This is a genomic window from Cellulomonas sp. URHD0024 (assembly GCF_000426185.1).
GTDB lineage: Bacteria > Actinomycetota > Actinomycetes > Actinomycetales > Cellulomonadaceae > Cellulomonas.
In genome coordinates this window covers 526,880-551,355 of the sequence record NZ_AUEW01000001.1, presented here as the reverse complement: position 1 = coordinate 551,355, position 24,476 = coordinate 526,880, and the positions used below count along the sequence as shown (strand labels likewise).

The window sequence follows — 24,476 nt, the reverse complement described above, 5'->3', positions numbered from 1 at the left end:
GCATGGGCCCATGTGCAGCGACGTTCGTGAGGGAGCAGCCTGGTGATCGCCTCGGTCCACGGCACGGTGCAGGCTGTCAGGCTCGACGCGGCGGTCGTCGAGGTCGGGGGAGTCGGCCTTCTCGTGCACGCCACACCCGCGACGCTGGCCGGTCTGCGGGTCGGATCCAGCGCGCAGCTGGCCACCTCGCTGCTGGTGCGCGAGGACGCGCTGACCCTGTTCGGCTTCGCCGACAGCGACGAGCGTGAGGTGTTCGAGATCGTGCAGACGGTGAGCGGTGTCGGTCCGCGGCTCGCTCTGGCGATGCTCGCGGTCCACACGCCCGACGGCCTGCGCCGCGCCGTGCTCGACGAGGACGTCAAGGCGCTCCAGCGCGTGCCGGGCATCGGCCTCAAGGGTGCGCAGCGGATCATCCTCGAGCTCAAGGACCGGATCGGCGTGCCCGCGGCGGTGCCGTCGGCAACCCCGGCGCGGCCTGTCCCGGGGGACCGCAGGGACATGGTCGTAGAGGCGCTGGTGGGTCTCGGCTGGACGGCGCGCGCGGCCGGGGACGCGGTGTCGACCGTGCTCGAGGGTTCGGAGGGGCCGGTCGGCGAGGACGAGGTCGCAGGCGTGCTTCGCGCGGCGCTGCGGACGTTGGGCGGCGGACATGCCTGAGGACCAGCCGGGTCGCACAGACGACGAGGAGTTCGTGACGGAGCGGTTCGGGGCCGAGTCCTTGGTCCGGTCCGCTGCCGACGACATCGAGCGGGCCGCCGAGGCGGCGCTGCGGCCACGCAACCTCGACGAGTTCGTCGGCCAGCGAGTGGTCCGCGACCAGCTCTCACTGGTGCTGCAGGCCGCACGAGCTCGCGGCAGGGCGCCCGACCACGTCCTGCTCTCGGGTCCGCCCGGCCTCGGCAAGACCACGCTCGCCATGATCATCGCGGCAGAGCTGGGCACGTCCTTGCGCGTCACCAGTGGGCCGGCGATCCAGCACGCGGGTGACCTCGCCGCCGTGCTGTCCTCTCTCGAGGAGGGCGAGGTCCTCTTCATCGACGAGATCCACCGGCTGGCCCGTCCCGCCGAGGAGCTCCTGTACGTGGCGATGGAGGACTTCCGCGTCGACGTCATCGTCGGCAAGGGTGCCGGTGCGAGCGCGATCCCGCTGGCCCTCCCCCCCTTCACCGTCGTCGGCGCGACGACGCGCGCGGGCCTGCTGCCGGCGCCGTTGCGCGACCGGTTCGGATTCACCGGTCACCTCGACTTCTACGCCACCGACGAGCTGGAGCGGGTCCTGCTGCGGTCCGCCGGTCTGCTCGGCGTCCCGCTGGCGCACGAGGCGGCCGCGGAGATCGCGTCCCGGTCGCGGGGGACCCCCCGCATCTCGAACCGGCTGCTCCGGCGGGTGCGTGACTGGGCGGAGATCCGCGGTGACGGGACTCTCAGTCTCTCGGCCGCGCGGGCAGCGCTCGAGGTGTACGAGGTGGACGAGCTTGGACTCGACAGGCTCGATCGGGCGGTTCTGACCGCTCTGTGCACACGGTTCGGCGGCGGACCGGTGGGACTGACCACGCTCGCCGTCGCGGTCGGTGAGGAGCCGGAGACCGTGGAGACGGTCGCCGAGCCGTTCCTCGTGCGCGAGGGGCTCGTCGGTCGGACGCCCCGAGGCCGCATCGCCCTTCCGGCGGCATGGACGCACCTGGGTCTTGACGTGCCGCACACGGCGGGGACGCTGTTCGGGTAGGGTCCATCCGCCGTGGAGGTCCGTAGGGTCCGATCCGGCCGGGGCTCCAGCGTGGCCCGGAACCTCTGTCCGCGGTCGTGCGTTGGAGCGGCGAGCCGCTACGCCTAGACTGCGGCGGACACATCACCGTGATCGGAGCTTGTAACTGTGGAACTCTATGCGATCGTCGCCCTCGCACTGCTCGGACTGTGGTTCATGTCCAGCCGTACGAAGAAGCAGCAGCGCGCCCAGCTGGAGTTCCGGAACAACCTGGTCGCGGGTGACGAGGTGATGACGCACTCGGGTCTGCTCGGCACGGTCGTGGACGTCGAGGACGACGTCATCACGCTCGAGTCGGCTCCCGGCAGTCGGAGCCGCTGGATCCGGGCCGCGATCTCCAAGAAGATCGAACCGCCCGTCGACGAGATCGAGGCGGAGGACGAGTCGGACGTCGACGACGACGAGGTCGAAGACGCCGACGCCGTCCTGCTCGAGAAGGCGGACGACGACGTCATCGACGTCCCCGACGACCTGTCCTCGCTTCCCCCTGCTCGCAAGGACGGGGACCCCGACAAGAAGTAAGCCTTCGGTCCGGGCGCCGATGCCCGGACCTTGACCCCACCCGTTGCTCCCGCCGCGGGTGCGCGCACGAGAGAAGAACTCCGTTGGCTCCTCCAATCCGCCGCCGCAGGCCCGTTCGCACGCTGGTCGTGCTCGGCCTCATCATCGTCGCGCTCTTCGGCACCATCGCCGCCGGTGTGAAGTGGTCCGACGCGTCGTGGACTCCGAACCTCGCCCTCGACCTCGAGGGCGGCACGCAGATCATCCTGAAGCCGGTCACGGAGAACGGCGAGAGGCCTCCCAAGGGGACGGTCGACCAGGCCATCGGGGTGATCCGCCAGCGCGTCGACTCCTCGGGCGTCTCCGAGGCGGAGATCACGAGCCAGGGCGACAACATCGTCGTCTCGCTGCCGGGCCACCCGAGCGAGGAGACCCTCAAGCTCGTGCGGACGTCCGCGCAGATGGAGTTCCGGCCGGTCCTGAACGAGGGCGCTCCGACGCCGACCACGACCGATCCGTCGCCGTCGTCCACGATCCCGGCCAACGGTGTCGAGGCAGCGGCTCCGGACCCCACGCCGACGCCGAAGGACGCCGAGCCCTCCGACGAGCCGACCAAGGCCAAGCCGGACAGCCCGAGCGACGCCGCCTACTACATCACGCCGAAGGTGCAGGCGGACTACGACGCCCTGGACTGCACCGACCCCGCCAACCGCAAGGGTGGCGCGAACGGTGACCCGGAGAAGGCGCTCGTCACGTGCTCGCCGGACGGCACCGCGAAGTACATCCTCGGGCCGGTCGAGGTCGAGGGCGAGCACATCAGCGGAGCGAGCTCGGGCCTCAAGCCGCTGCCGGGCGGCGGCACCAGCAACGAGTGGGTCGTCAACATCTCGTTCGACTCCAAGGGCACGTCGCAGTTCACCGACGTGACCACGCGTCTGAAGACGCAGACCGCGCCGCTCAACCAGTTCGCGATGGTTCTCGACGGCCTCGTGATCTCGGCCCCCCGGGTCAACGACATCATCTCGAACGGCAAGGCGGAGATCTCCGGCAACTTCACGCGTGAGTCCGCCGCCGGCCTGGCCAACCAGCTCAACTTCGGGGCGCTGCCGATCCACTTCGACGTCCAGAGCGAGTCGCAGATCTCGGCGACGCTCGGCTCCGAGCAGCTGCGGATGGGCTTGATCGCCGGTCTGATCGGTCTGGCGCTGGTCGTCGTCTACTCGATGTTCCAGTACCGCGCGCTCGGCCTGGTGACGGTGTCCTCCCTCGTCGTCTCCGCGACGATCACCTACGCCGTCATCACGCTGTTGTCGTGGCTCCAGGGCTACCGGCTCTCCCTGCCGGGCGTCGCCGGCCTGATCGTGGCCATCGGCATCACCGCGGACTCGTTCATCGTGTACTTCGAGCGCATCCGCGACGAGCTCCGGGAGGGGCGCGTCCTGACAGCCGCCGTCGAGCGTGGCTGGGCACGTGCACGCCGCACGATCCTGGCGTCCGACACGGTCAACCTGCTCGCTGCCGTGGTGCTCTACGTGCTCGCTGTCGGCGGCGTCAAGGGGTTCGCCTTCACCCTCGGTCTGACGACGCTCCTCGACGTTCTCGTGGTCTTCATGTTCACGCACCCGGTCCTGGAGCTCCTGTCGAAGACGAAGTTCTTCGGTGAGGGCCACGTGCTCTCCGGCCTCGACCCGCGACGCCTCGGCGTTCCGGGCACCCGGTACGCAGGCCGCGGCCGGGTGGTCACCGTGCCGCCCGCAACTGCCGATGTGCAGGACGCCACCGAGACCCCGACCACCGTCGAAGGCTCGCGTGTGCCGGTCTCGGTCGGAGCGCCGAACGAAGCGGGTCTGACGATCGCCGAGCGGCGTGCCGCAGCGAAGAAGGCGTCGACCGAGCCGACCGACGCCCCGGTGGACAGCGCGTCGCAGGAGTCCGAGCCCGAGTCCGGGCGCACCGAGGGGAACGAGCACTGATGGCCGCCGGATTCGCCCAGTGGGGCAACGACCTCTACACGGGTCGCCGCTCGTACAACATCGTGGGCCGACGCAAGATCTGGTTCACGATCTCGACCATCCTCGTGATCCTGTCCACGATCTTCTTGATCAAGCCTGGCCTGAACCCGGGCATCGACTTCCGTGGTGGCTCCGAGTTCGTCGTCGCCGGAGTCGCCGACAAGGACCAGCAGCTCGCCATCGACACCGTGAAGAGCGTGAAGTCGAGCGAGGAGCCGCGCGTCACGACGGTCGGCGCCGACAGCCTGCGCGTCCAGACGTCGAAGCTCACCAACACGGAGGTCGAGGAGGTCAAGGGCGCACTGGCCAAGGCCTACGACGTCCCGGTCGGAGCCGTCACGAGCTCCTTCATCGGTGCCTCCTGGGGCAAGGACGTCTCGCAGAAGGCGATCATCGGCATCGTCGTCTTCCTGCTCCTCGTCACCGTCGTGATGACGATCTACTTCCGGAACTGGCGGATGGCCATCGCCGCGCTTCTCGCGCTGTTCCACGACCTGATCATCACGGTCGGCGTCTACGCCGCGGTCGGCTGGGAGGTCACACCGGCGACGGTGATCGGCTTCCTGACGATTCTCGGGTACTCGATCTACGACACGGTCGTCGTGTTCGACAAGGTGCGCGAGAACACGGCCGACACGCTCGAGCAGTCGCGGTGGACGTACGCCGAGAAGGCCAACCTGGCGGTCAACCAGACGCTGGTCCGGTCGATCAACACCTCGGTCGTCGCCCTCCTGCCGGTCGCGGCGATCCTGTTCGTGGGAGCGGTCGTCCTCGGCGCCGGGACGTTGCGAGACATCGCGCTCGCGCTGTTCGTCGGCATGCTCATCGGCACCTTCTCGTCGGTCTTCCTCGCGACGCCGTTCGAGGTGGCCCTGCGTGAGCAGGAGCCCGCGATCAAGGCCCACACCGCCAAGATCCTCGCGGCTCGTGCCGCAGCGGCCGGTGGCCTGACGACCGACGGGGGCGACCTCGCTCTCGCCGGGCCGTCGTACGTGCCGGCCGGTGCGCTCAAGGCCGGCTCGCACCAGGGCGTCGCAGCCCAGCCGAAGCGACGGCCGACCAAGAAGTGACCCGACCCGACCTCGCATCGAACCTGGCAGGGGCGTCCTCGGACGCCCCTGCTGGGCGTCCTCGTCCGGTGGACCGGGCCGACGTGCTGCGTCGTATCGACGAGCTGGTCCGCCTCGTGCCCGACTACCCCGAGCCCGGGATCCTGTTCCGGGACATCACTCCGCTGCTGGCCGACGCGCAGGCGTTCGCGGCGGTCGTCGACGCGATCGCCTCGGCTGTCGAGGGGCCGGTCGACCTCGTCGCCGGGATGGAGGCGCGCGGCTTCCTGTTCGCCGCCCCGGTCGCTGTGGCGCTCGGCGCCGGCGTGCTGCCCGTCCGCAAGGCCGGAAAGCTTCCCGGTCCGACGGCGTCGCAGTCCTACGCGCTCGAGTACGGGACGGCCACGATCGAGGTCCATCCGGACACCATCCCGGCCGGCGCACGCGTCCTGGTCCTCGACGACGTCCTGGCGACCGGCGGCACGGCCGCCGCGACGGTGGCGCTGCTCGAGCGGTGCGGAGCCGTCGTCGTCGGGCTCGCGTTCCTGGTCGAGCTCGAGGCGCTGCGTGGCCGCGACCAGCTCGGTGGCCACGCGATCGACGTGCTGGTCAGCGTTCCCTGAGGTGCCCGTCGTGCGTTCCGGGTTCGCCCGCAGTCGTAGACTGACGCCTCGAGCGTGGAGGGGGGTGCGATGACCGAGGACGTCCGCGCGCCCGAGTCCGGGGTCGACGACACGCAGCCGGGAGCCCCCTCGGGGCGGATGCGATCGCGTCTTGGTCGGTTCGGAGCGCGCAGTGGTGCAGCGTTCCCCGCGCTCGAGCCGGTGCTCCAGGCTGCCCGCACCAATCACCCGAAGGCCGACCTGGCCGTCGTCGAGCAGGCCTTCGTCGTCGCCGAGAAGGCGCACCGCGGCCAGCTGCGCAAGAGCGGCGACCCGTACATCACGCACCCGGTAGCCGTCGCCACGATCCTGGCCGACCTCGGCATGACCCCGTCGACGCTGGCCGCGGCGCTCATGCACGACACCGTGGAGGACACCGACTACTCGCTCGACCAGCTCCGCCGGGAGTTCGGGCCCGAGATCGCGATGCTCGTCGACGGCGTGACGAAGCTCGACAAGGTCACCTACGGCGACGCTGCGCAGGCCGAGACGGTCCGCAAGATGGTCGTGGCGATGTCCCGCGACATCCGCGTGCTCGTCATCAAGCTCGCCGACCGGCTCCACAACGCCCGAACCTGGAAGTTCGTCGCGGCCGCCTCTGCGGAGAAGAAGGCGCGCGAGACGCTCGAGATCTACGCCCCGCTGGCACACCGGCTCGGCATGAACACGATCAAGTGGGAGCTGGAGGACCTCTCGTTCGCGACCCTCTACCCGAAGGTCTACGACGAGATCGTGCACCTGGTCGCCGAGCGGGCCCCCGCCCGCGAGGAGTACCTGGCGACGGTCCGCGAGCAGGTCGGCGCAGACCTCGGCAAGGCGAAGATCAAGGCGACGGTCACTGGTCGTCCGAAGCACTACTACTCGATCTACCAGAAGATGATCGTCCGCGGTCGTGACTTCGCGGACATCTACGACCTCGTGGGTGTTCGCGTCCTGGTCGACACGGTCCGCGACTGCTACGCGGCGCTCGGTGCGCTGCACGCGCGATGGAACCCGGTCCCCGGCCGGTTCAAGGACTACATCGCGATGCCCAAGTTCAATCTCTACCAGTCGCTGCACACGACGGTGATCGGGCCCGAGGGCAAGCCGGTCGAGATCCAGATCCGTACGCACGACATGCACCGCCGGGCGGAGTACGGCGTCGCCGCGCACTGGAAGTACAAGGAGAGCGCCAAGGGCGCGGTTCCCGACTCCAGCGGCAACGACATGCAGTGGCTGCGGCAGCTCGTCGACTGGCAGAAGGAGACGGCCGACCCGAGTGAGTTCCTCGACTCCCTACGGTTCGAGATCGCCGGGTCCGAGGTCTACGTCTTCACGCCCAAGGGCGACGTCATCGGGCTGCCGTCCGGGTCGACGCCGGTGGACTTCGCCTACGCGGTGCACACCGAGGTGGGCCACCGGACCATGGGCGCACGCGTCAACGGCCGGCTCGTACCCCTGGACTCGTCGTTGGAGAACGGGGACGTCGTCGACGTCTTCACGTCGAAGTCCGAGACCGCGGGGCCCTCGCGAGACTGGCTCGGCTTCGTCAAGAGCCCGCGCGCGCGGAACAAGATCCGCCAGTGGTTCTCCAAGGAGCGCCGCGAAGAGGCGATCGAGCACGGCAAGGACGCCATCGCCAAGGCGATGCGCAAGCAGAACCTCCCCATCCAGCGTCTGCTTTCGCACGAGTCGCTCGTCGCGGTCGCCAACGAGATGCGCTACGCCGACGTCTCGTCGCTGTACGCGGCGATCGGCGAGGGGCAGGTGTCCGCGGCGACCGCAGTCCAGCGCCTCGTGCAGTCGATGGGCGGGGAGACCGCGAACGAGGAGGACCTCGCCGAGGTCGCGCGGCCTGGGTCGACGCAGCGCCGGGTACGCACCGGCGACCCCGGGGTCATCGTCAAGGGTGTCGACGACATCTGGGTCAAGCTGGCGAAGTGCTGCACCCCCGTCCCCGGTGACGACATCGTCGGTTTCGTGACTCGCGGCGCGGGCGTCAGCGTGCACCGCTCCGACTGCATCAACGTGGCCAGCCTGCGCGCCGAGCCCGAGCGCATGGTCGACGTGAAGTGGAGCCAGACGAGCTCGTCGCTGTTCCTCGTCCAGATCCAGGTCGAGGCGCTCGACCGCAGCAGGCTCCTCTCGGACGTGACGCGCGTCCTGTCGGATTCCCACGTCAACATCCTGTCCGCCTCCGTCTCGACGTCCCGGGACCGCGTCGCCCTCTCGAGGTTCGTCTTCGAGATGGCCGAGCCGTCCCACCTGGCCTCCGTGCTTGCGGCCGTGCGCAAGGTCGAGGGTGTCTTCGACGTCTACCGCGTCACCGGCGCCAAGTCCGCAGACGGCCCGGTCACCCGAGCCTGATCGACCGACCCGTCGGCCGCAGCGCACCCGCTCACAGGGGCGGCTGCGCACCTGGGTCGGGTTCGAGGTCCTCTCCCGCGGAATCGGTCAGCCGTCGCAGGATGTTGCGGGCGCCGAGGATGCCGCGATGGCCGGCGAGGCCCTCGAGCTGCACCCGCGCGTGCACAGGGTCGAAGCCCGCCTCGAGGAGTGGCTCGAGCAGGCGTAGAGCATGCCCGGGCGGTAGGTGCCGGCAGATGTCCACACCGGTGCGTTGCACCGTCGTGGCCCGAATCGATCCCACCTGGACGACGTCGTCCGCTCCCCACGTCGACTCCGCGGTCGAGCGCAGCGGATGTGGCTCGGCACGTCGCGAACGGGTCGCGACGAGCACGTCGACGCGCCGCGGTGCGAACTGGCCGGTGTGCAGCCACACCGCGCTCTGCCGCCCCACGACGCCCCGGGAGGGAACCAGGTCGGCGATCGCACGCGACCGCCGCGCAGCCGTCTCCTCGAGGTCGGAAGCGATCGCGACATCGCCCCACAGCGGTCGGACGACTCCCACGTCGTGGAGCCACCACCACGCCGCCGCTCCGACATCAGACCGCCGCATCGTCTCGGGCAGGACGACGGTGTGCGGGCGATACGGGGCCAGGAGGTCCATGCGACGAGCATCGCTGTTCGACGAGTCTCGTGGGGCGATCGGGCCCCCTTGTGGACGAGAGGTGACCGGGAGCAACGACGGAGGGACCGAGCATGCTCGGTCCCTCCGTCCACTCACTGACGAGCTGCGTCAGCCACGCGCATCCTGTGCGGCGCGCTGGACCTGCTCCAGCCACGCCCGCCGGGCGTCGAGGGCCGCCTGCGCGTCGGCGATCTTGCGGGCGTCACCCGCAGACTTCGCCTTGGCGAGATCGGCCTCGAGACCCGCGATCGCCTGTTCCAGCTGAGCGGCGGCACCCTCGGCGCGCGCGCGCGTCTCGGGGTTGGTGCGACGCCACTGCGCCTGGTCGTTGTCGCGGACGGCGGTCTCGACGGCGCGCAAGCGGGCTTCGATCCGCTGGACGTCGCCGCGCGGCACCTTCCCCGCCGCTTCCCAGCGGTCCTGGATGCGGTTCAGCGTCTGCTTGGCCGCAGCCAGGTTGGTGACCGGCAGCAGCGCCTCGGCCTCGGTGAGCAGCGCCTCCTTGACCTCGAGGTTCGCCCGGAACTCCTCGTCGGTCGCGGCCGTCTGGGCGTCCCGTGCCGCGAAGAAGGCGTCCTGCGCAGCACGGAACCGGGCCCACAGTGCGTCGTCGTCCGCGCGGCTGGCACGGCCTGCGGACTTCCACTGGGCCATCAGGTCCCGGAAGACACCGGCGGTCGCACCCCAGTCGGAGCTGTTCTGGAGGCGCTCCGCCTCGGCGACCAGCGACTCCTTGACCTGCTTCGCCGAGGCGTTGCGCGTCTCGAGCTCGGCGAAGAAGTGTCGGCGCTCACGGTCGAACGTCGTGCGCGCGTGGCTGAACCGCTTCCAGAGCGACTCCTCCGTCGGACGGTCGAGACGCGGACCCGAGCGCTGCGCTTCCTTCCACTGGTCCAGCAGCACGCGCAGCTGTTCGCCGGCGGGTCGCCACTGGATGCGGGACGGATCCGTGCCCGCGATCTTCTCGGCCTGCTCGACGATCTGCGTCCGCGCGACGACAGCAGCCTCACGCGCGGCCGCCCGCTCCGCCTCGGCGATCGCCCGACGCTCGGCCGCCATCGCGCGCAGCGCCTCCAGCCGGGCCCGGAGTCCGTCCAGGTCACCGACGGCAGCCGGCTCGGCGACCTCCTCGGTGAGCTTGGCCAGGGTCTGGTCGATCTCCTTGACGGAAAGATCCGCAGCCCCCAGCCGGGCCTCGAACAGCGCGACCTTGGCCTGCAGGTCGAGGAACCGTCGCACGTAGAGCGCGAGGGCCTCGTCCTTCGTCGTCCCCGGGAACTGCCCGACCACGCGCTCACCGGCGGCCTCGCGCACCGAGACGGTGCCCTCGTCGTCGACGCTCCCGAAGGTCGCCGCGAGGGCGGCCTCGGCTGCGTCCTGCGGGGGTGCGACCGGGGCGGGCGCCGTGCTGGTCGCCGCGTTCGCGGTCGGGTGCGTCGGCGGGTGGGGGACCGGACGGGGACGCGGGCTCGGGCGCGGCGTGGGAGCTGGCCGCGGCTCGGGTTCGGTCGACTCCGTCGACTCCTGGGCAGCGACCTCGTCGGAAGCCTGCTCGTCGGCCACGACCACCGCGACGTCCTCAGCGACGACCTCACCATCGACGAGGACGATCTCCTCGACGACTGTGGCCTCGTCCTCGACGCCGGCGTCGTCGACCACCACGACGTCGTCGACCACCACGACCTCGTCGACGACCACGACGTCCTCGACCACGACGTCGTCGGCGACCGTGACGTCCTCGGCAGGGACCTCCTCGACCGGACGGCTCTCGTCCGCGACATCCTGCTCGCCGGTCACGTCCGCAGCGACGGTCGCCGGGGCCTCGGCGTCGTCGGGGACCGACTCGTCGATCGGGGTGCCGCCCACGGGCTCGTCGGCGGACGTCTCGTCCTCGGCGACGGTGTCGACCTCGTCGACCACCTGCTCGGCTGTCTCAGGAGCGTCGGACGCAGAGGACGCTTCGGGCGTGGCGTCGAGCGGATCGGACCCGGAGGTCTCCTCCACGTCGTCGGGCACGGCACCGGGCGTCGGGGTCTGAGTCACTTGATGTTCACTCCCTCGATGATGACGTCGGACACCGGGGACTCGGTCCCCTCCTTGATGCCTGCGTCGGCGATGGCCTGCACGACCGGCAAACCGGACGTGACCTGGCCGAACACGGTGTAGCCGCCCGCGCTGTCCGCGGGGATCGGTGAGTCCTTGTAGACGATGAAGAACTGGCTCCCCATGGACGAGCCGTCGTCCGGCACGCGGGCCATGGCGATCGTGCCGGCCGGGTAGGTGCCGTCGGAGGGTGCGTTCTCGATCGGACCCCACGTGTAGCCCGGACCACCGCTGCCCGTGCCGTCCGGGGAGCCGCACTGGAGCACGTAGATGCCGCTGGTGGTGAGGCGGTGGCACTTCGTCTTGTCGAAGAAGCCCTTGTCCGCGAGGGTGACGAAGTTCGCGACGGCCTGCGGAGCCGCCGCGCCGTCGAGCTTGACGCCGAGGTCGCCTTGCGTGAGCGAGATGTCGCCGGTCCAGGAGCGTCCCTGGGCGAGGGAGGGGTCCGGCACCGCGGCGGAGTTCGCGGCGGGTGCCGCCGCAGGCGTCGATGCCTGCGGCGTGGGGGATGCGTCGGGCGTCGAGCTGTCGTCCTTGTTGAGCAGGACCAGCGAGGCGACGCTGACGACGAGGACGAGGGCGGCGACGACGCTGCCGGCGATCCACCGCTGACGCACCTTGCGCGCCCTCGCTGCCGCCTGACGTTGCTGCCACTTCTCGTACCGCCGGCGCTCGTACTCACGCTCGCGCTTGATGGTCACGCCTACTCCTCGCATCGTTGTGCGTCGACGACAGGCACCTCACCCGCCGCACTGCACGAAGCAATCCGGGACAGTCTAGGCAAGGCGGGGCCACGTGCCGCCATCCTGGCCACTCGGCGGGACGCACGGCGCGTTACGGTGCGTCCCATGCAGGTGATCACGGTCGTCGCCCCGGTGTTCGGTGCGCGGTGCAGCGTCCTCGTCCACGACGACGGCACGTGCGTCGTCGTGGACGCCGGTGCGGGCGTGGCCGACGAGGTCGTCGACGTCGTCGCGACCCGTGGGCTGCGGCCCGCGGCGGTCCTGGCGACGCACGGCCACGTCGACCACACCTGGGACGCGGCGCGCCTCTCGAACACTTTCGACGTCCCGGTCGTCCTGCACGCCGCGGACGCCTACCGGCTCGCCGACCCGTTCGGCACCCTCGGTGTCCTCGGCCACGCGGTGCACGACCCGCGAGGACCGCTCGCGCAGGCGCTCGCCGCCGCCGACCTCGACCCGTCGACCTACAAGGCCCCCACGCGGATCGAGACGTTCGGTGCCGCGACCGGGCCGCGGCAGGCCGATGTCGCGCTCGAGCTGGGCGGCCTGCGGATCGTGGCCCGACACGCTCCGGGCCACACCGAGGGCTCCACGCTGTACCTCGTCGACGCCGACGCAGACCGGTTGGCATTCACGGGGGACGTGCTGTTCGCGGGAACGATCGGTCGCACAGACCTGCCGGGCGGTGACCTCGCGACGATGGAGCGCACGCTCCGGGAGGTCGTCGCTCTGCTCGCGCCCGACACCGTCGTGATCCCTGGGCACGGTCCGACGAGCACGATCGCCGCAGAGCTCGCGGACAACCCGTTCTTGAACGGCTGAGTCGTCTGGAAGGATCGGGCCCCATGGCACGACCCACCCCCCTGTCCGGATTCCCTGAGTGGCTGCCCGACGGCCGCCTCGTCGAGCAGCACGTCCTCGACGTCCTGCGCCGCACCTTCGAGCTGCACGGGTTCGCAGGGATCGAGACGCGCGCCGTCGAGCCGCTCGACCAGCTGCTGCGCAAGGGGGAGACCTCCAAGGAGGTCTACGTGCTGAGCCGCCTGCAGGAAGAAGAGGTGGACCGCACCGCCGGACTGGGTCTCCACTTCGACCTGACCGTGCCGTTCGCCCGGTACGTCCTCGAGAACGCGGGCCACCTCGCGTTCCCGTTCCGGCGCTACCAGATCCAGAAGGTGTGGCGCGGCGAGCGGCCGCAGGACGGCCGGTTCCGTGAGTTCGTGCAGGCCGACATCGACGTGGTCGGCGCGGGGGAGCTGCCGTACCACTACGAGGTCGAGCTGCCGCTGGTCATGGCGGCCGCGCTCGGTGCGCTGCAGGAGATCGGCGTGCCACCTGTGCGGATCCTGGTGAACAACCGCAAGGTCGCGGAGGGCTTCTACCGTGGCCTCGGTCTCGACGACGTCGAGGCGGTCCTGCGCACCATCGACAAGCTGGACAAGGTCGGTCCGGACAAGGTCGCCGCGTTGCTGGTGGCAGAGGCGGGTGCCGACGAGGCGCAGGCCCGTGCGTGCCTGTCACTGGCAGCGATCAGCGGGTCCGACGAGGGCGTCATCGACGCGGTCCGTGCGCTCGCCGAGAGTCTCGATGTGAGCAGCGAGCTCCTCGACGACGGTCTGGCCGAGCTCGGCGTGCTGATCAGGGCGGCGTCGGTGCGAGCGCCTGGCGTGGTCGTCGCCGACCTCAAGATCGCGCGCGGCCTGGACTACTACACCGGCTCCGTCTACGAGACGGTCCTCGTGGGTCACGAGCAGCTCGGCTCGATCTGCTCGGGCGGGCGCTACGACACGCTCGCGTCCGACGGTGCGGCCACGTACCCGGGTGTCGGCCTCTCGATCGGCGTCTCGCGGCTCGTGTCCCGGCTGCTTGGTGCCGGCCTCGTGCGCGCGACGCGTTCCGTGCCGAGCGCGGTGCTCGTCGCCGTGGGCTCCGAGGATGCGCGGGAACGGTCCGCCGAGGTAGCGGCACGGCTGCGTGGTCGCGGGATCCCCGTCGAGGTCGCGCCCAGCGCGGCGAAGTTCGGCAAGCAGATCCGCCACGCCGACCGGCGGGGGATCCCGTTCGTGTGGTTCGCCGGGGTCGACGGTGCGCCGGACCAGATCAAGGACATCCGCTCGGGGGAACAGGTGGACGCCGACGCGGAGGTGTGGTCGCCGTCCGACGAGGACCTGTGGCCGAGGGTCGTTCCCGTCACCGTCTCCTGAGGACGGGGATCTCGAGGCTGGGCGTCGTCTCGAACAGCACCCAGGCGGGCAGCCACGACGCGACTGGGTGTGCGGTCGCGATCAGCATGGCGTCGAAGGCCGGACAGCGTCGGCAAGCCGCGGCACGGCGGCGAGCGGGTGTTGACATGCGATAGAACACCTGTTCGACTGGGGTGCATGCGATGGGACGGTCAGAAGCTCGGAGACGACGGGACGGCGCTGCCCGGTCTCGCGCTCGCCGGACTCGTGCGGAGCGTGCGCACACCGGAGTTCGCGGGCGTGACGTTCCATGAAGTGACGTGCAAGAGCGCCCTGAACAAGGTGCCTGACGCGTCGGCGATGCCGTTCCGCTGGACCGTCAACCCCACGCGGGGGTGCCTGCACGCGTGCACCTACTGCTTCGCGCGACCGACGCACGAGTACCTCGATCTGGATGCGGGGCGTGACTTCGAGACGCAGATCGTCGTCAAGACGAACGTCGTCGACGTCCTGCGGGCGGAGCTGGCCCGGCCCTCGTGGCGTGGTGAGCACGTCGCGCTCGGCACCAACACCGATCCGTACCAACGGGTCGAGGGCCGCTACCGGTTCATGCCCGGGATCATCGAGGCGCTCGTCCACGCAGGCACGCCGTTGTCCATCCTGACCAAGGGCACGTTGCTGCGCCGGGACCTGGCCCTGCTGGCGGAGGCATCGACCCACGTTCCCGTCGGCATCGGGATCTCCCTCGCGATCGCCGACGAAACGCTCCAGCAGGCGGTCGAGCCGGGGACGCCCACGCCGCGGGCGAGGCTCGAGCTCATCAGGGCCGTGCGCGAGGCGGGGCTGCCGTGCGGCGTGATGGTCGCGCCCGTGCTTCCGTGGCTGACCGACGGGCGCGCGCACCTCGACGACCTGCTCGCGAAGCTTGCGGATGCCGGAGCGACCGGTGTCACGGTCCTCCCTCTACACCTGCGGGGAGCGGTCAAGCCGCTGTTCCTCGCCTGGCTGCGCGAGCACGCGCCCGCGCTGGCCCACCGCTACGAGGCGCTGTACGGGCGTGGTGCCTACGTCCCGCACGAGTACTCTCGCTGGCTTGACCAGCGGGTGAGGCCCCTGCTCGTCCGGCATGGCTTCGAGGGTCGCGACCGCCGTGCATTTCGCAGGCAGGGGGAGGGGTCCTACCCGGGAGGGAGCATCGTCGCAGACGCCGCGCTGCCCGCTCACGAGCCGACGATCGCGGCGGCGCAGCCGGTCCTGTTCTGAGCGTCCGCGGTATCCGAGGACGGGCGACGCGCCGCCGACCCGCCTAGCGTGGCGGGGATGACCACGAAGCGGATCTCGTTCGACGGGCACATCGCCGGATTCGGGACCGCCGAGGGCACGCGCGTGGTCGTCGGGCGGTGGTCGGCCTCACCGCTCGGCGCGTTCGTCGACGTCATGGTCGAACGCGCCGACGGCACGCGCCTGCTGCTCGCACCGCGGGACGACGTCGTGGACCTCGTCACGTCGACCTATCACTTCGACGCACTGCACGTCGTGCCGGTGCTGCTGCGCGCGGACGAGGGCCGGCGCCGGTGGAGTCTGCGAGCCGGCCCGTTGACAGCGGACCTCAGGATCGGTGCCCGGACAGCCGTGGGACGACTGCTGGCTCTCGTGCCCCACCACGCCCCGTCCGCACCGCTGGTGGCTGCGGCGATCGACCCCGTCGCGCGAGTGGTCCTGAGCGGCGTCCGCACGCGTGGGACGGCGGGCGGAGGTCGACGTGAGTGGTACACCGCCGCGGACCAGCACACGATCACCGCCGTCCGTGCCGTCTGGGGCTCGTCGGACCTGGGCGGCATCGCTCCCGTCCGCCCGGCGGTGCGGTTCGGGTTCTCCTCCGTTCCGCAGACACCCAGCGTCACGCGACTCCGCACCACCATCGAGATGACCGCAGGGCCCAGACCGCACGGGCACTAAGATCGTGCGGGCGCCCGACGGGCGTACCCGACCCCGAACCCCGAAGGACGACCCGTGCTCCGCACCCACACGGCCGGCTCCCTGCGAGCCGAGCACATCCGCACCACCGTCACCCTCACGGGCTGGGTGGACCGGCGGCGCGATCACGGCGGCGTGGCATTCGTGGACCTCCGGGACGCGTCCGGCATCGCGCAGGTCGTCATCCGCGACGAGGCCGTCGCTCACGGTCTGCGCGCCGAGTACGTGCTGCAGGTGACGGGCGAGGTCGGTCGTCGGCCCGCGGGCAACGAGAACCCGAACCTGGCCACGGGCGAGGTCGAGCTCGTCGCGGCGGAGGTCGTCGTCCTGAACGAGGCGGCTCCGCTGCCGTTCCAGGTCTCGTCGTCGCTTGACGAGACCGTGGGCGAGGAGGCCCGCCTCAAGTACCGCTACCTCGACCTGCGCCGGCCCGCACCCGCCGCCGCGATGCGGCTGCGCGCGAAGGCCAACCAGGCCGCCCGCCGCGTGCTTGACGCGCAGGACTTCGTGGAGGTCGAGACGCCGACCCTGACGCGCTCGACCCCCGAGGGTGCGCGTGACTTCCTGGTTCCCGCACGCCTCAGCCCGGGATCCTGGTACGCGCTGCCGCAGTCGCCGCAGCTCTTCAAGCAGCTCCTCATGGTCGGCGGGCTCGAGCGGTACTACCAGATCGCCCGCTGCTACCGCGACGAGGACTTCCGCGCGGACCGCCAGCCGGAGTTCACGCAGCTCGACGTCGAGATGAGCTTCGTCGAGCAGGACGATGTCATCGCGCTGGGCGAGCAGATCCTCGTCGCCCTGTGGGAGCTCATCGGGGTCACCGTTCCCACGCCGATCCCGCGCATCACGTTCGCGGACTCGATGGCTCGCTACGGCAACGACAAGCCGGACCTGCGGTTCGGGCTCGAGCTGGTCGAACTGACCGACTACTTCGTCGACACGCCCTTCCGCGTGTTCCAGGCGCCCTACGTCGGTGCCGTCGTGCAGCCCGGCGGCGGCTCGACGCCGCGTCGCGGGTTCGACGCCTGGCAGGAGTGGGCCAAGCAGCGCGGCGCGAAGGGACTTGCGTACGTCACCGTCGGCGAGGACGGCGAGCTCGGCGGGCCGGTCGCCAAGAACCTCTCGGACGCCGAGCGCGACGGACTCGTCGCGGCGGTCGGCGCCAGCCCGGGCGACGCGGTGTTCTTCGCGGCGGGCAAGGCGAGCGAGGCGCGCGCGCTGCTCGGCGCCGCGCGGCTGGAGATCGGGCGCCGCGGCGACCTGATCGACGAGAACGACTGGAAGTTCGTCTGGGTCGTCGACGCACCCCTGTTCAAGCCCACTGGCGAGGACGACGACGTGGCGGTCGGCGGGGGCGCCTGGACGGCGGTGCACCACGCGTTCACGTCACCGACGCCCGACTGGATCGACACGTTCGAGCAGGACCCGGGCGCCGCGCTGGCCTACGCCTACGACATCGTCTGCAACGGCAACGAGATCGGCGGCGGGTCCATCCGTATCCACCGCCGCGACGTGCAGGAGCGGGTGTTCGACATCATGGGCATCGGCCCCGACGAGGCGCAGGAGAAGTTCGGGTTCCTGCTCGACGCGTTCCAGTTCGGCGCCCCGCCGCACGGCGGGATCGCGTTCGGCTGGGACCGCATCCTCGCGCTCCTCACCGGCTCGGAGTCGATCCGGGACGTCATCGCGTTCCCGAAGTCGGGTGGCGGGTACGACCCGCTGACGGCCGCCCCGGGCCCGATCACGCCCGAGCAGCGTCGAGAGGCCGGCGTCGACTGGAAGCCGAAGGCTCCCCCCGCGGCATGACCGTCGACGTCCTCGACACCCTCCCTGCACGTTGGCGGGTGGATCGGATGATGATGGGCGACCGGTCCCGGTGGGGCTCGGTCGAGGTGCGGGGCGACGACGACGGGCTGCTCCTGCTGCTCGGCGACGCCGACCGACCGACGCTGTTCGGGCGTGGCGACCCCGACAGGGTCGCGGGCCTGGTCGACGGGCTGGATCTCGACGGCGCGGCCTGGATGAGCGTGCCGCGTGGTTGCACGCCCGCTCCGGATGCCCTGCAGCGACTGGGTCTCGTGGCGTTCTCGACGTGGGACTGGCTCTCGACGGATGCTGCGCCCGACGTCGTACCGGGCGAGGAGCGCGTCCGTCGCCTCGACCACGTCACCGACGCCGCGGCGATCCGTGCCTGCCTGCGCGACTCCAATCCGGGCACGTCCGCCGATCCTGCCGTTCCCGGCGAGCTGGGGTGGTGGGGCGTCGAGGCCGACGGTGCGCTCGTCGGCGTCGTGGGCGCCGCGGAGCGGGCCGGGCTCGGTGATGGCCTGTCCTGGCACGTGCACGGCCTGGGAGTCCTGCCGGGGCTGCGGGGGACGGGGACGGGAACGGCTCTGGCCGCTGTCGTGACCCGTGCCGGTCTGGCGGCCGGCGCCGACTGGGTGTCCCTGGGCATGTACGCGAGCAACGACGGCGCCCGCCGGATCTACCGGCGGCTCGGTTTCCGGACGGACGCGGAGCTCACGTCCTTCTCGCCTACCGGCGCTGGACGTCCGCCTGCCTGAGCCACCTCGGCCGGTCCCGTCGGGTGGGGGCAGAGCCATGTGGGGTCAGTGGATGATCCCGAGCCGCTCGTGCAGCCGGCGCAGGAAGCCGGGCGCCCACCAGTTCCGCGTGCCGAGGAGCGTCATCGTTGCGGGGACCAGGAGGAGTCGGACGATGGTCGCGTCGATGAGAACGGCGACCGCGAGCGAGAAGCCGACCTCCTTGATCACCAGCAGCTTGCCCGCGACGAAGCCGGCGAAGACCACGATGACGATCAGGGCCGCGGAGGTGATGATCCGGCCCGAGCGCTGCATGCCGAGCCGGACGGCGTCGTCGTTCGTCACCCCGGCGTCCACGAGCTCCTTGATCCGCGAGAGCAGGAACACCTCGTAGTCCATGGCCAGGCCGAAGCCGAACGCGACCACGAGGACGACGACGTAGGTCTCGATGCCGCCGGTCGGAGTGAAGTCCAGGAGACCCGTCAGGTGTCCGTCCTGGAACACCCAGACCATGACGCCGAGCGACGCCGCGAGCGACAGCGCGCTCGTGATGAGGGCCTTCACGGGGACGACGACCGACCCGGTCATCAGGAACAGCAGCACGAGCGTCGCGAGCGCGACGATCGCGATCGCATACGGGGCGCGCGCGACGACGGCGTCGGTGAAGTCGATCTGTGCGGCGGCCTGGCCGACCACCCAGGTCGGGAACGGTGCGTCGAGGTCGCGGATCTCCTGGACGACCTGGCGTGACGTCGCGTCACCCGGGTCGTCGCTGTCCGGTCGGACGCCGATCGTGACGTAGCCGCCGACCGTCGTCGGGGGGTCGACCGACGCGACCCCGTCGAGGTCGTCCAACGTCTCGGCCCACGCCGTCGCGTCCTCGAGGGTGGCTTGGGCGACGACCGTGACAGCCGGTGTGGATGCCGCCGCGTAGTCGCTCGCGAGGAGCTCCACGAACTCGCGCTGCGTGCTGCCTGCGGGCAGGAGCTCCGTGGTGGAGTTGCGTAGCTCGAGGTGCGCGAGCGGGACCGCCAGGACCGCGAGGACCGCGACCGTCCCGCCGAACACCCACCACGGCCGGCGTTGCACCCGCCCGGTGAGCCGCGAGAACAGGCCCTCCTCGGTCTGCACGTCGGACGTGCGGGCCAGGACGACGCGCAGGCCCGGCACCCGGTCGAGGATGCTGGGCCGGATCAGCCGCCGCCCGGCGAGGGCGAGCAGCGCGGGCATGAGCGTGAGGGCGGAGAGGACGGCGACCAGGATGACGGCGACGCCCGCCGCGCCGAACGCCCGCAGGATCGGTGGCTCGAAGACCAGCAGGCCCGCGATGGAGATGGCGACGGTCAGCGCGGAGAACGTCACCGTCCGCCCGGCTGTGGCCATCGTGTGCTCGATCGCGGTCAGCACCGCGCCGTCGCCACGTCGTCGCCGGCTGGCCCGTCCGTCGTCCTCGTCGACCAGCCGGTGCAGCTCCTCGCGGAACCGGGACACCATGAGCAGGCCGTAGTCGATCGACAGGCCGAGCCCGAGCACGGTCACGATGTTGACGACGGAGGAGTCGAGGTCGATCCAGTAGGAGAAGGCGAGCAGAGCAGCGAGGCCGCCGGAGATGGAGGCGATCGCCCCCGCCATGGGCATCGACGCCGCCAGGAAACCGCCGAAGACGAACACCATGATGACCAGGGCGATCGGCAGCGCGATCGCCTCGCCGGTGCGCAGGTCGCTCTGCACCTGGTCGGTGATGGCGCCGACGATCAGGGCGGTGCCGCCCACGATGCCGGTGACCCCGGGCGCCGCCTCCTGGAGATCCGCGGGCACCTGGTCGAGCCGGGTGTGCACCTGGGCCACCGTGTCGGCCTGCTCGGTGTCGCTCAGCCCCGGGTCGAGCTCGACGACGACGAGGAAGCCGTCGCCGTCGCTGGCCACCAGCGGCGCTGCGGCGGGGTTGGTGGCGCCACCCGGTAGCCCGAGCGGGTCGATGACGGAGTCGACGCCGTCGATCGCCGCAAGCTCGGACCGCACCGGTTCCATGGCCGTCGCCACGTCCGCGTCGGTCGGGTCGACGCCCTGCAGCGCGAGGGTCAGCGACGCGCCGCTCTGGTCGGCTTCGTCGAGGATCGCCAGGCCTTGGGCGCTCTGCGACCCGGGAACCTCGGGAGCCCCCGTGGTGAGGCGGTCGAAGAGGTTCTCGCCGTGCACACCGACCACGGCGAACCCGTAGCCGAGAACGACGAGGACCAGCCACACGGCGACGGTGAGGCGTGGGCGGTGGGCGACGAGGCGACCGACACGGACGAACACGCTGGCCATCGTCGCAGGTGATAACGCCAGCCCGCACAACCAGCGTGCTTCAGCGCGCCGCGCCGTCGGTGCTCGTGCGTACCCTGCCCGCATGGACCTCTTCGATGCGGTGACGTCGACGACCTCAGGGCTGCCTGCGGTCGGCGAGGGTGCGCCGCTCGCCGTGCGCATGCGGCCGCGCTCTCTGGACGAGGTCGCCGGCCAGGAGCACCTGCTCGTCGGAGGCTCTCCGTTGCGCCGGCTGGTAGAGCCCGCGAACGACGCGGCCCGACGAGCTGCCCCGACCTCTGTGGTCCTGTGGGGTCCGCCCGGCACGGGCAAGACGACGCTCGCGTATCTCATCGCGGCGACGTCCGGTCGCCGGTTCGTGGAGCTCTCGGCGGTGACGGCCGGCGTCAAGGACGTCCGGGCCGTGATCGAGGACGCGCGCCGACGGCTGGCGACGGGCGGAACCGAGACGGTCCTGTTCATCGACGAGGTCCACCGGTTCACCAAGGCGCAGCAGGACGCCCTGCTGCCCAGCGTGGAGAACCGGTGGGTCACCCTCGTGGCGGCGACCACCGAGAACCCGTCGTTCTCCGTGAACTCCCCGCTGCTGTCCCGGTCGTTGCTGCTCACGCTCCAGCCGCTCGGCACCGACGACGTGCGCCGGCTCGTCCGTCGGGCGGTCGACGACGAGCGTGGGCTCGCGGGCGCGGTGGCGCTGGACGAGGACGCAGAGGATCACCTCCTGCGCCTCTCGGGGGGTGACGCGCGCAAGGCGCTGACGATTCTCGAGGCGGCGGCCGGCGCTGCGCTCTCCGAGGAGGACGCGGTCCAGCCGGTCCTGGTCGACCTCGCGACGATGGAACGCGCGATCGACGTGGCCGCGGTGCGGTACGACCGCGACGGCGATCAGCACTACGACGTGATCAGCGCATTCATCAAGTCGATGCGCGGGTCGGACGTCGACGCCTCTCTGCACTACCTCGCTCGCATGATCGCGGCGGGGGAGGACCCCCGGTTCATCGCCCGCCGGATCGTCATCGCGGCGGCCGAGGACGTCGGCATGGCCGACCCGAGCGCACTGCAGACCGCCGTGGCGGCTGCCCAGGCCGTGGCGCTGATCGGCATGCCGGAGGCGCGGATCATCCTGGCCGAGGCGGTGGTCCACCTCGCGACGGCGCCGAAGTCCAACGCCGCGTACGTGGGCATCGACCGGGCGCTCGCCGACGTGCGGGCCGGCCGCATCGGTTCGGTCCCGGCACACCTGCGGGACGCCCACTACCCGGGTGCGCGGGACCTCGGTCACGGGACCGGCTACCTGTATGCGCACGACGAGCCGCACGGCGTCGCCGCACAGCAGTACCTTCCCGACGAGCTCCTGGGCACGCGGTACTACGAACCGACAGACCGTGGCTACGAACGATCGGTGACGGAACGAGTGGACCGCATCAGGAGCATCCTCGACGCCTCGGACTGACCCGTGCCGCATCCAGGCTGCGGCCATGCACGTGACCGCAGCCCGCACGCTCGCCACCTCGGCGCTGCTCCTGGCGACAGGGAGCGCGTCGCTCGCCGGATCAGCCGCCGGTGCCCGTGTCGCGCCGCTTGCCCACCATCGCGAGACTGTCCTCGTACGTGATGCTCGACGTGGCCTGTCGCGGTCGCCGGCCCTGCCCGGCGCACGACGGTCTCGGACGAGACGCCGGCGCGGAGTCGGAGCGACACGACCGAGGCGGACGTCCGTGCTGCCTACCACCGGTTCCGGACGGCGCGGGTCGGTCGGTCCCCGGTGTGCAGAGAGGCCCCCCGGCGACCGGGGTGACGTTCCTCCGCTCGGACGTGAAGTGGCTCGCGTCGCATGGGCGGACCCGGCCGACATCGCAGACGTGCCGTGCTGAGGCGCCCGACCGGTCCGCACGACCTGCTGCTGATTTCGGACCGGGGCCGCGACCCTGTAAGGTAGCGGGGTTCGCCTTCGCCGCCTCGTGCGTGCGCTGGCCTCCTGGGGCCCTAGCCGGCTCGCCCCCAGCACTGCTGGTGGGCGGCACATGGTCGGCCCCACGCCCTCCGGAAATCCTTCCGGACACGGGTGTGACGTCATTCGAGAACGACAGGAAGTACCTCTGTGAGCAGTGTGACCCGTTCGCGCCGCCAGGTTCGCCTGAGCCGCGCCCTCGGCCTGGCCCTGACGCCCAAGGCCGTCAAGCACTTCGAGAAGCGTCCGTACCCGCCCGGTGAGCACGGCCGCGCCCGTCGTCGCACCGAGTCGGACTACGCCGTCCGTCTGCGCGAGAAGCAGCGTCTGCGCGCCCAGTACGCGCTCCGCGAGAAGCAGATGGCCCGTGCGTACGAGGACGCCCGCAAGGCCCCGGGCCTGACCGGTGAGGCGCTCGTCGAGAACCTCGAGACCCGCCTGGACGCCCTCGTCCTGCGGTCGGGCTTCGCCCGCACGATCCTCCAGGCCCGCCAGGTCGTCGTGCACCGCCACATCCTCGTGGACGGCAAGATCGTGGACCGTCCCTCCTTCCGCGTGAAGCCGGGGCAGACGCTCCAGGTCAAGCCGAAGAGCCAGGCCACCGTGCCGTTCCAGGTTGCCGCCGCCGGCGCGCACCGCGACGTCCTCCCGAACCTGCCGGGCTACCTCGACGTGCAGCTCGAGAAGCTCAGCGCCGTCCTGGTGCGTCACCCGAAGCGCGCCGAGGTCCCCGTCACGTGCGAGGTCCAGCTGGTCGTCGAGTACTACGCCCGCTGACCCACCGTCAGGACACGAACGCCCCGCTGCGCCTCGGCGCACGCGGGGCGTTCGTGCGCGGGTAGGGTTTCCGCGGGGTCGATGGCCCCGGAACCGGGAGGCTGGACATGTCGGTGGGTGACGTCGCGGGGCTGATCGCCGCGATCGCGTTCGTGCTGCTCGTGGGCGTACTGGCGGTGCCGATGGTGAAGCTCGGCCGCACGTTCGACGCGACGACGGCGTCGGTCAAGGAGCTCACCGATCACACGATCCCGGTCCTGGACGAGACGGCCACCCTCGTGGCGTCATCGAACGTGCAGCTGGAGAACATCGACACGGTGACCACGGCGGCGGCTCAGGTGTCCGAGAACGTCTCCGCGCTCACGGCGCTGTTCGCCGCGACCGTCGGCTCGCCGATGATCAAGGTGGCGGCCTTCTCCTACGGCGTGCGGCGCGCGCTCGGCGGTCTGGGCGCGAGCGCCCGCAAGGCTCGCTGATGCGCCGCCTCGTCTGGATCGGCGTGGGGGTCGTCGTGACGGTCGTCGTCATCCGCAAGGGACGGGCTGTCCTCGACGCCTACGTACCGGCCGGTGCCACCGACGCCGTGAGCAGCGCGGCTCGGTTCGGCTCGGCCCTGCGCACCGTGCGCAGCGAGTTCGTCGCCGGGATGAGCGAGCGGGAGCGACAGCTGCGGCACGACCTCGTCGGCGACGTCGACGTGGACGCGATCCGCGCCGAGCGCCCCGACCGTGTCGCGGACCTCAGAGGCTCGTGGTCGTCGCGCAGGCCGGCCGCCGGGGACACAGCCGCGCCGGGGCCGACGGAAGACCCGGACGACGACGACGGTTACACCTTCTTCTGACGTCCTCCTGAGGTCAGGGAACAATGGCGTCGACTCCTGCCGACCCGCC

21 protein-coding genes are annotated in these 24,476 nt (G+C 71.1%); 17 read left to right on the top strand and 4 right to left on the bottom strand.

Annotated elements, in window-relative coordinates; all coding sequences use genetic code 11:
* Window positions 1-42 precede the first annotated feature (42 nt).
* From ruvA to I847_RS0102605, 7 genes are all read left to right on the top strand, one after another.
* Window positions 43-657: a Holliday junction branch migration protein RuvA gene (gene ruvA, locus I847_RS0102635; protein WP_028048447.1), complete on the top strand. Its 615-nt coding sequence runs from the start codon at window positions 43-45 to the stop codon at window positions 655-657.
* Complete coding sequence (ruvB, locus tag I847_RS0102630) at window positions 650-1,726, top strand: Holliday junction branch migration DNA helicase RuvB (protein WP_028048446.1); 1,077 nt, start codon at window positions 650-652, stop codon at window positions 1,724-1,726. The genes ruvA and ruvB overlap by 8 nt, the downstream gene beginning before the upstream one ends.
* 147 nt (window positions 1,727-1,873) lie before the next feature.
* Window positions 1,874-2,287, top strand: coding sequence for a preprotein translocase subunit YajC (gene yajC / locus I847_RS0102625; protein ID WP_028048445.1), 414 nt, complete (start codon window positions 1,874-1,876; stop codon window positions 2,285-2,287).
* Between the two features lie 83 nt (window positions 2,288-2,370).
* Complete coding sequence (gene secD, locus I847_RS0102620) at window positions 2,371-4,239, top strand: protein translocase subunit SecD (RefSeq protein ID WP_028048444.1); 1,869 nt, start codon at window positions 2,371-2,373, stop codon at window positions 4,237-4,239.
* Window positions 4,239-5,348, top strand: a complete 1,110-nt coding sequence (gene secF, locus I847_RS0102615) for a protein translocase subunit SecF (RefSeq protein ID WP_028048443.1) — start codon at window positions 4,239-4,241, stop codon at window positions 5,346-5,348. The genes secD and secF overlap by 1 nt, the downstream gene beginning before the upstream one ends.
* 83 nt (window positions 5,349-5,431) lie before the next feature.
* Complete coding sequence (locus I847_RS0102610) at window positions 5,432-5,950, top strand: adenine phosphoribosyltransferase (RefSeq protein ID WP_155855963.1); 519 nt, start codon at window positions 5,432-5,434, stop codon at window positions 5,948-5,950.
* 69 nt (window positions 5,951-6,019) lie between these two features.
* Window positions 6,020-8,335: a bifunctional (p)ppGpp synthetase/guanosine-3',5'-bis(diphosphate) 3'-pyrophosphohydrolase gene (locus I847_RS0102605; protein WP_028048441.1), complete on the top strand. Its 2,316-nt coding sequence runs from the start codon at window positions 6,020-6,022 to the stop codon at window positions 8,333-8,335.
* A 31-nt stretch (window positions 8,336-8,366) separates the two neighbouring features.
* Here I847_RS0102605 and I847_RS0102600 read toward each other — a convergent pair whose 3' ends face one another.
* The 3 genes from I847_RS0102600 to I847_RS0102590 all read right to left on the bottom strand — a co-directional run bounded on the left by I847_RS0102600 (window position 8,367) and on the right by I847_RS0102590 (window position 11,803).
* Complete coding sequence (locus I847_RS0102600) at window positions 8,367-8,978, bottom strand: hypothetical protein (RefSeq protein WP_028048440.1); 612 nt, start codon at window positions 8,976-8,978, stop codon at window positions 8,367-8,369.
* A gap of 129 nt (window positions 8,979-9,107) precedes the next feature.
* Window positions 9,108-11,042 carry a DUF349 domain-containing protein gene (locus I847_RS0102595; RefSeq protein WP_028048439.1) on the bottom strand — a complete coding sequence of 645 codons (1,935 nt, stop codon included), beginning with the start codon at window positions 11,040-11,042 and terminating at the stop codon, window positions 9,108-9,110.
* A complete protein-coding gene (locus I847_RS0102590; RefSeq protein WP_028048438.1) occupies window positions 11,039-11,803 on the bottom strand; it encodes a peptidylprolyl isomerase in 765 nt (254 codons plus the stop codon). Before I847_RS0102590 ends, I847_RS0102595 begins: the two co-directional genes overlap by 4 nt.
* Window positions 11,804-11,950: 147 nt before the next feature.
* Between I847_RS0102590 and I847_RS0102585 the strand changes: the two genes are divergently transcribed.
* The 6 genes from I847_RS0102585 to I847_RS25305 all read left to right on the top strand — a co-directional run bounded on the left by I847_RS0102585 (window position 11,951) and on the right by I847_RS25305 (window position 18,569).
* Window positions 11,951-12,667 (top strand): MBL fold metallo-hydrolase, encoded by a 717-nt coding sequence (locus tag I847_RS0102585; protein WP_028048437.1) that lies wholly within the window; start codon window positions 11,951-11,953, stop codon window positions 12,665-12,667.
* 23 nt (window positions 12,668-12,690) lie between these two features.
* Entirely contained in the window at window positions 12,691-14,049 is a 1,359-nt protein-coding gene (gene hisS, locus I847_RS0102580) for a histidine--tRNA ligase (protein ID WP_028048436.1), read from the top strand.
* Window positions 14,050-14,226: 177 nt separating this feature from the next.
* Window positions 14,227-15,291 (top strand): Rv2578c family radical SAM protein, encoded by a 1,065-nt coding sequence (locus tag I847_RS0102570; RefSeq protein WP_028048435.1) that lies wholly within the window; start codon window positions 14,227-14,229, stop codon window positions 15,289-15,291.
* A 57-nt stretch (window positions 15,292-15,348) separates the two neighbouring features.
* Window positions 15,349-15,987 carry a hypothetical protein gene (locus I847_RS0102565; protein WP_028048434.1) on the top strand — a complete coding sequence of 213 codons (639 nt, stop codon included), beginning with the start codon at window positions 15,349-15,351 and terminating at the stop codon, window positions 15,985-15,987.
* A gap of 54 nt (window positions 15,988-16,041) precedes the next feature.
* A complete protein-coding gene (gene aspS / locus I847_RS0102560; RefSeq protein WP_028048433.1) occupies window positions 16,042-17,811 on the top strand; it encodes an aspartate--tRNA ligase in 1,770 nt (589 codons plus the stop codon).
* Window positions 17,808-18,569, top strand: coding sequence for an N-acetyltransferase (locus I847_RS25305; RefSeq protein ID WP_051274389.1), 762 nt, complete (start codon window positions 17,808-17,810; stop codon window positions 18,567-18,569). Before aspS ends, I847_RS25305 begins: the two co-directional genes overlap by 4 nt.
* A gap of 45 nt (window positions 18,570-18,614) precedes the next feature.
* On the opposite strand, the gene I847_RS0102550 is transcribed toward I847_RS25305, so the two are convergent.
* A complete protein-coding gene (locus I847_RS0102550) occupies window positions 18,615-20,858 on the bottom strand; it encodes an MMPL family transporter (RefSeq protein WP_028048432.1) in 2,244 nt (747 codons plus the stop codon).
* A gap of 82 nt (window positions 20,859-20,940) precedes the next feature.
* On the opposite strand from I847_RS0102550, the gene I847_RS0102545 reads away from it, so the two are divergent.
* The 4 genes from I847_RS0102545 (at window position 20,941) to I847_RS21535 (ending at window position 24,427) form a co-directional block, all read left to right on the top strand.
* Window positions 20,941-22,311: a replication-associated recombination protein A gene (locus I847_RS0102545; RefSeq protein WP_028048431.1), complete on the top strand. Its 1,371-nt coding sequence runs from the start codon at window positions 20,941-20,943 to the stop codon at window positions 22,309-22,311.
* A 648-nt stretch (window positions 22,312-22,959) separates the two neighbouring features.
* Window positions 22,960-23,586, top strand: coding sequence for a 30S ribosomal protein S4 (gene rpsD / locus I847_RS0102540; protein ID WP_028048430.1), 627 nt, complete (start codon window positions 22,960-22,962; stop codon window positions 23,584-23,586).
* A gap of 107 nt (window positions 23,587-23,693) precedes the next feature.
* Window positions 23,694-24,062 carry a DUF948 domain-containing protein gene (locus I847_RS0102535; protein ID WP_028048429.1) on the top strand — a complete coding sequence of 123 codons (369 nt, stop codon included), beginning with the start codon at window positions 23,694-23,696 and terminating at the stop codon, window positions 24,060-24,062.
* On the top strand, window positions 24,062-24,427 hold the full coding sequence (locus I847_RS21535) for a hypothetical protein (RefSeq protein ID WP_034608741.1): 366 nt from the start codon (window positions 24,062-24,064) through the stop codon (window positions 24,425-24,427). Before I847_RS0102535 ends, I847_RS21535 begins: the two co-directional genes overlap by 1 nt.
* The last annotated feature ends 49 nt before the right edge of the window (window positions 24,428-24,476 follow it).

Bases quoted from the DNA above. Each gene is read 5' to 3' on its own strand.
- ruvB (WP_028048446.1), top strand. From the start codon at position 650: ATGCCTGAGGACCAGCCGGGTCGCACAGACGACGAGGAGTTCGTGACG.
- secF (WP_028048443.1), top strand. From the start codon at position 4,239: ATGGCCGCCGGATTCGCCCAGTGGGGCAACGACCTCTACACGGGTCGC.
- I847_RS0102605 (WP_028048441.1), top strand. From the start codon at position 6,020: ATGACCGAGGACGTCCGCGCGCCCGAGTCCGGGGTCGACGACACGCAG.
- I847_RS0102600 (WP_028048440.1), bottom strand. From the start codon at position 8,978: ATGGACCTCCTGGCCCCGTATCGCCCGCACACCGTCGTCCTGCCCGAG.
- I847_RS0102585 (WP_028048437.1), top strand. From the start codon at position 11,951: ATGCAGGTGATCACGGTCGTCGCCCCGGTGTTCGGTGCGCGGTGCAGC.
- hisS (WP_028048436.1), top strand. From the start codon at position 12,691: ATGGCACGACCCACCCCCCTGTCCGGATTCCCTGAGTGGCTGCCCGAC.
- I847_RS0102570 (WP_028048435.1), top strand. From the start codon at position 14,227: ATGCGATGGGACGGTCAGAAGCTCGGAGACGACGGGACGGCGCTGCCC.
- I847_RS0102565 (WP_028048434.1), top strand. From the start codon at position 15,349: ATGACCACGAAGCGGATCTCGTTCGACGGGCACATCGCCGGATTCGGG.
- I847_RS25305 (WP_051274389.1), top strand. From the start codon at position 17,808: ATGACCGTCGACGTCCTCGACACCCTCCCTGCACGTTGGCGGGTGGAT.
- I847_RS0102550 (WP_028048432.1), bottom strand. From the start codon at position 20,858: ATGGCCAGCGTGTTCGTCCGTGTCGGTCGCCTCGTCGCCCACCGCCCA.
- I847_RS0102545 (WP_028048431.1), top strand. From the start codon at position 20,941: ATGGACCTCTTCGATGCGGTGACGTCGACGACCTCAGGGCTGCCTGCG.
- I847_RS0102535 (WP_028048429.1), top strand. From the start codon at position 23,694: ATGTCGGTGGGTGACGTCGCGGGGCTGATCGCCGCGATCGCGTTCGTG.
- I847_RS21535 (WP_034608741.1), top strand. From the start codon at position 24,062: ATGCGCCGCCTCGTCTGGATCGGCGTGGGGGTCGTCGTGACGGTCGTC.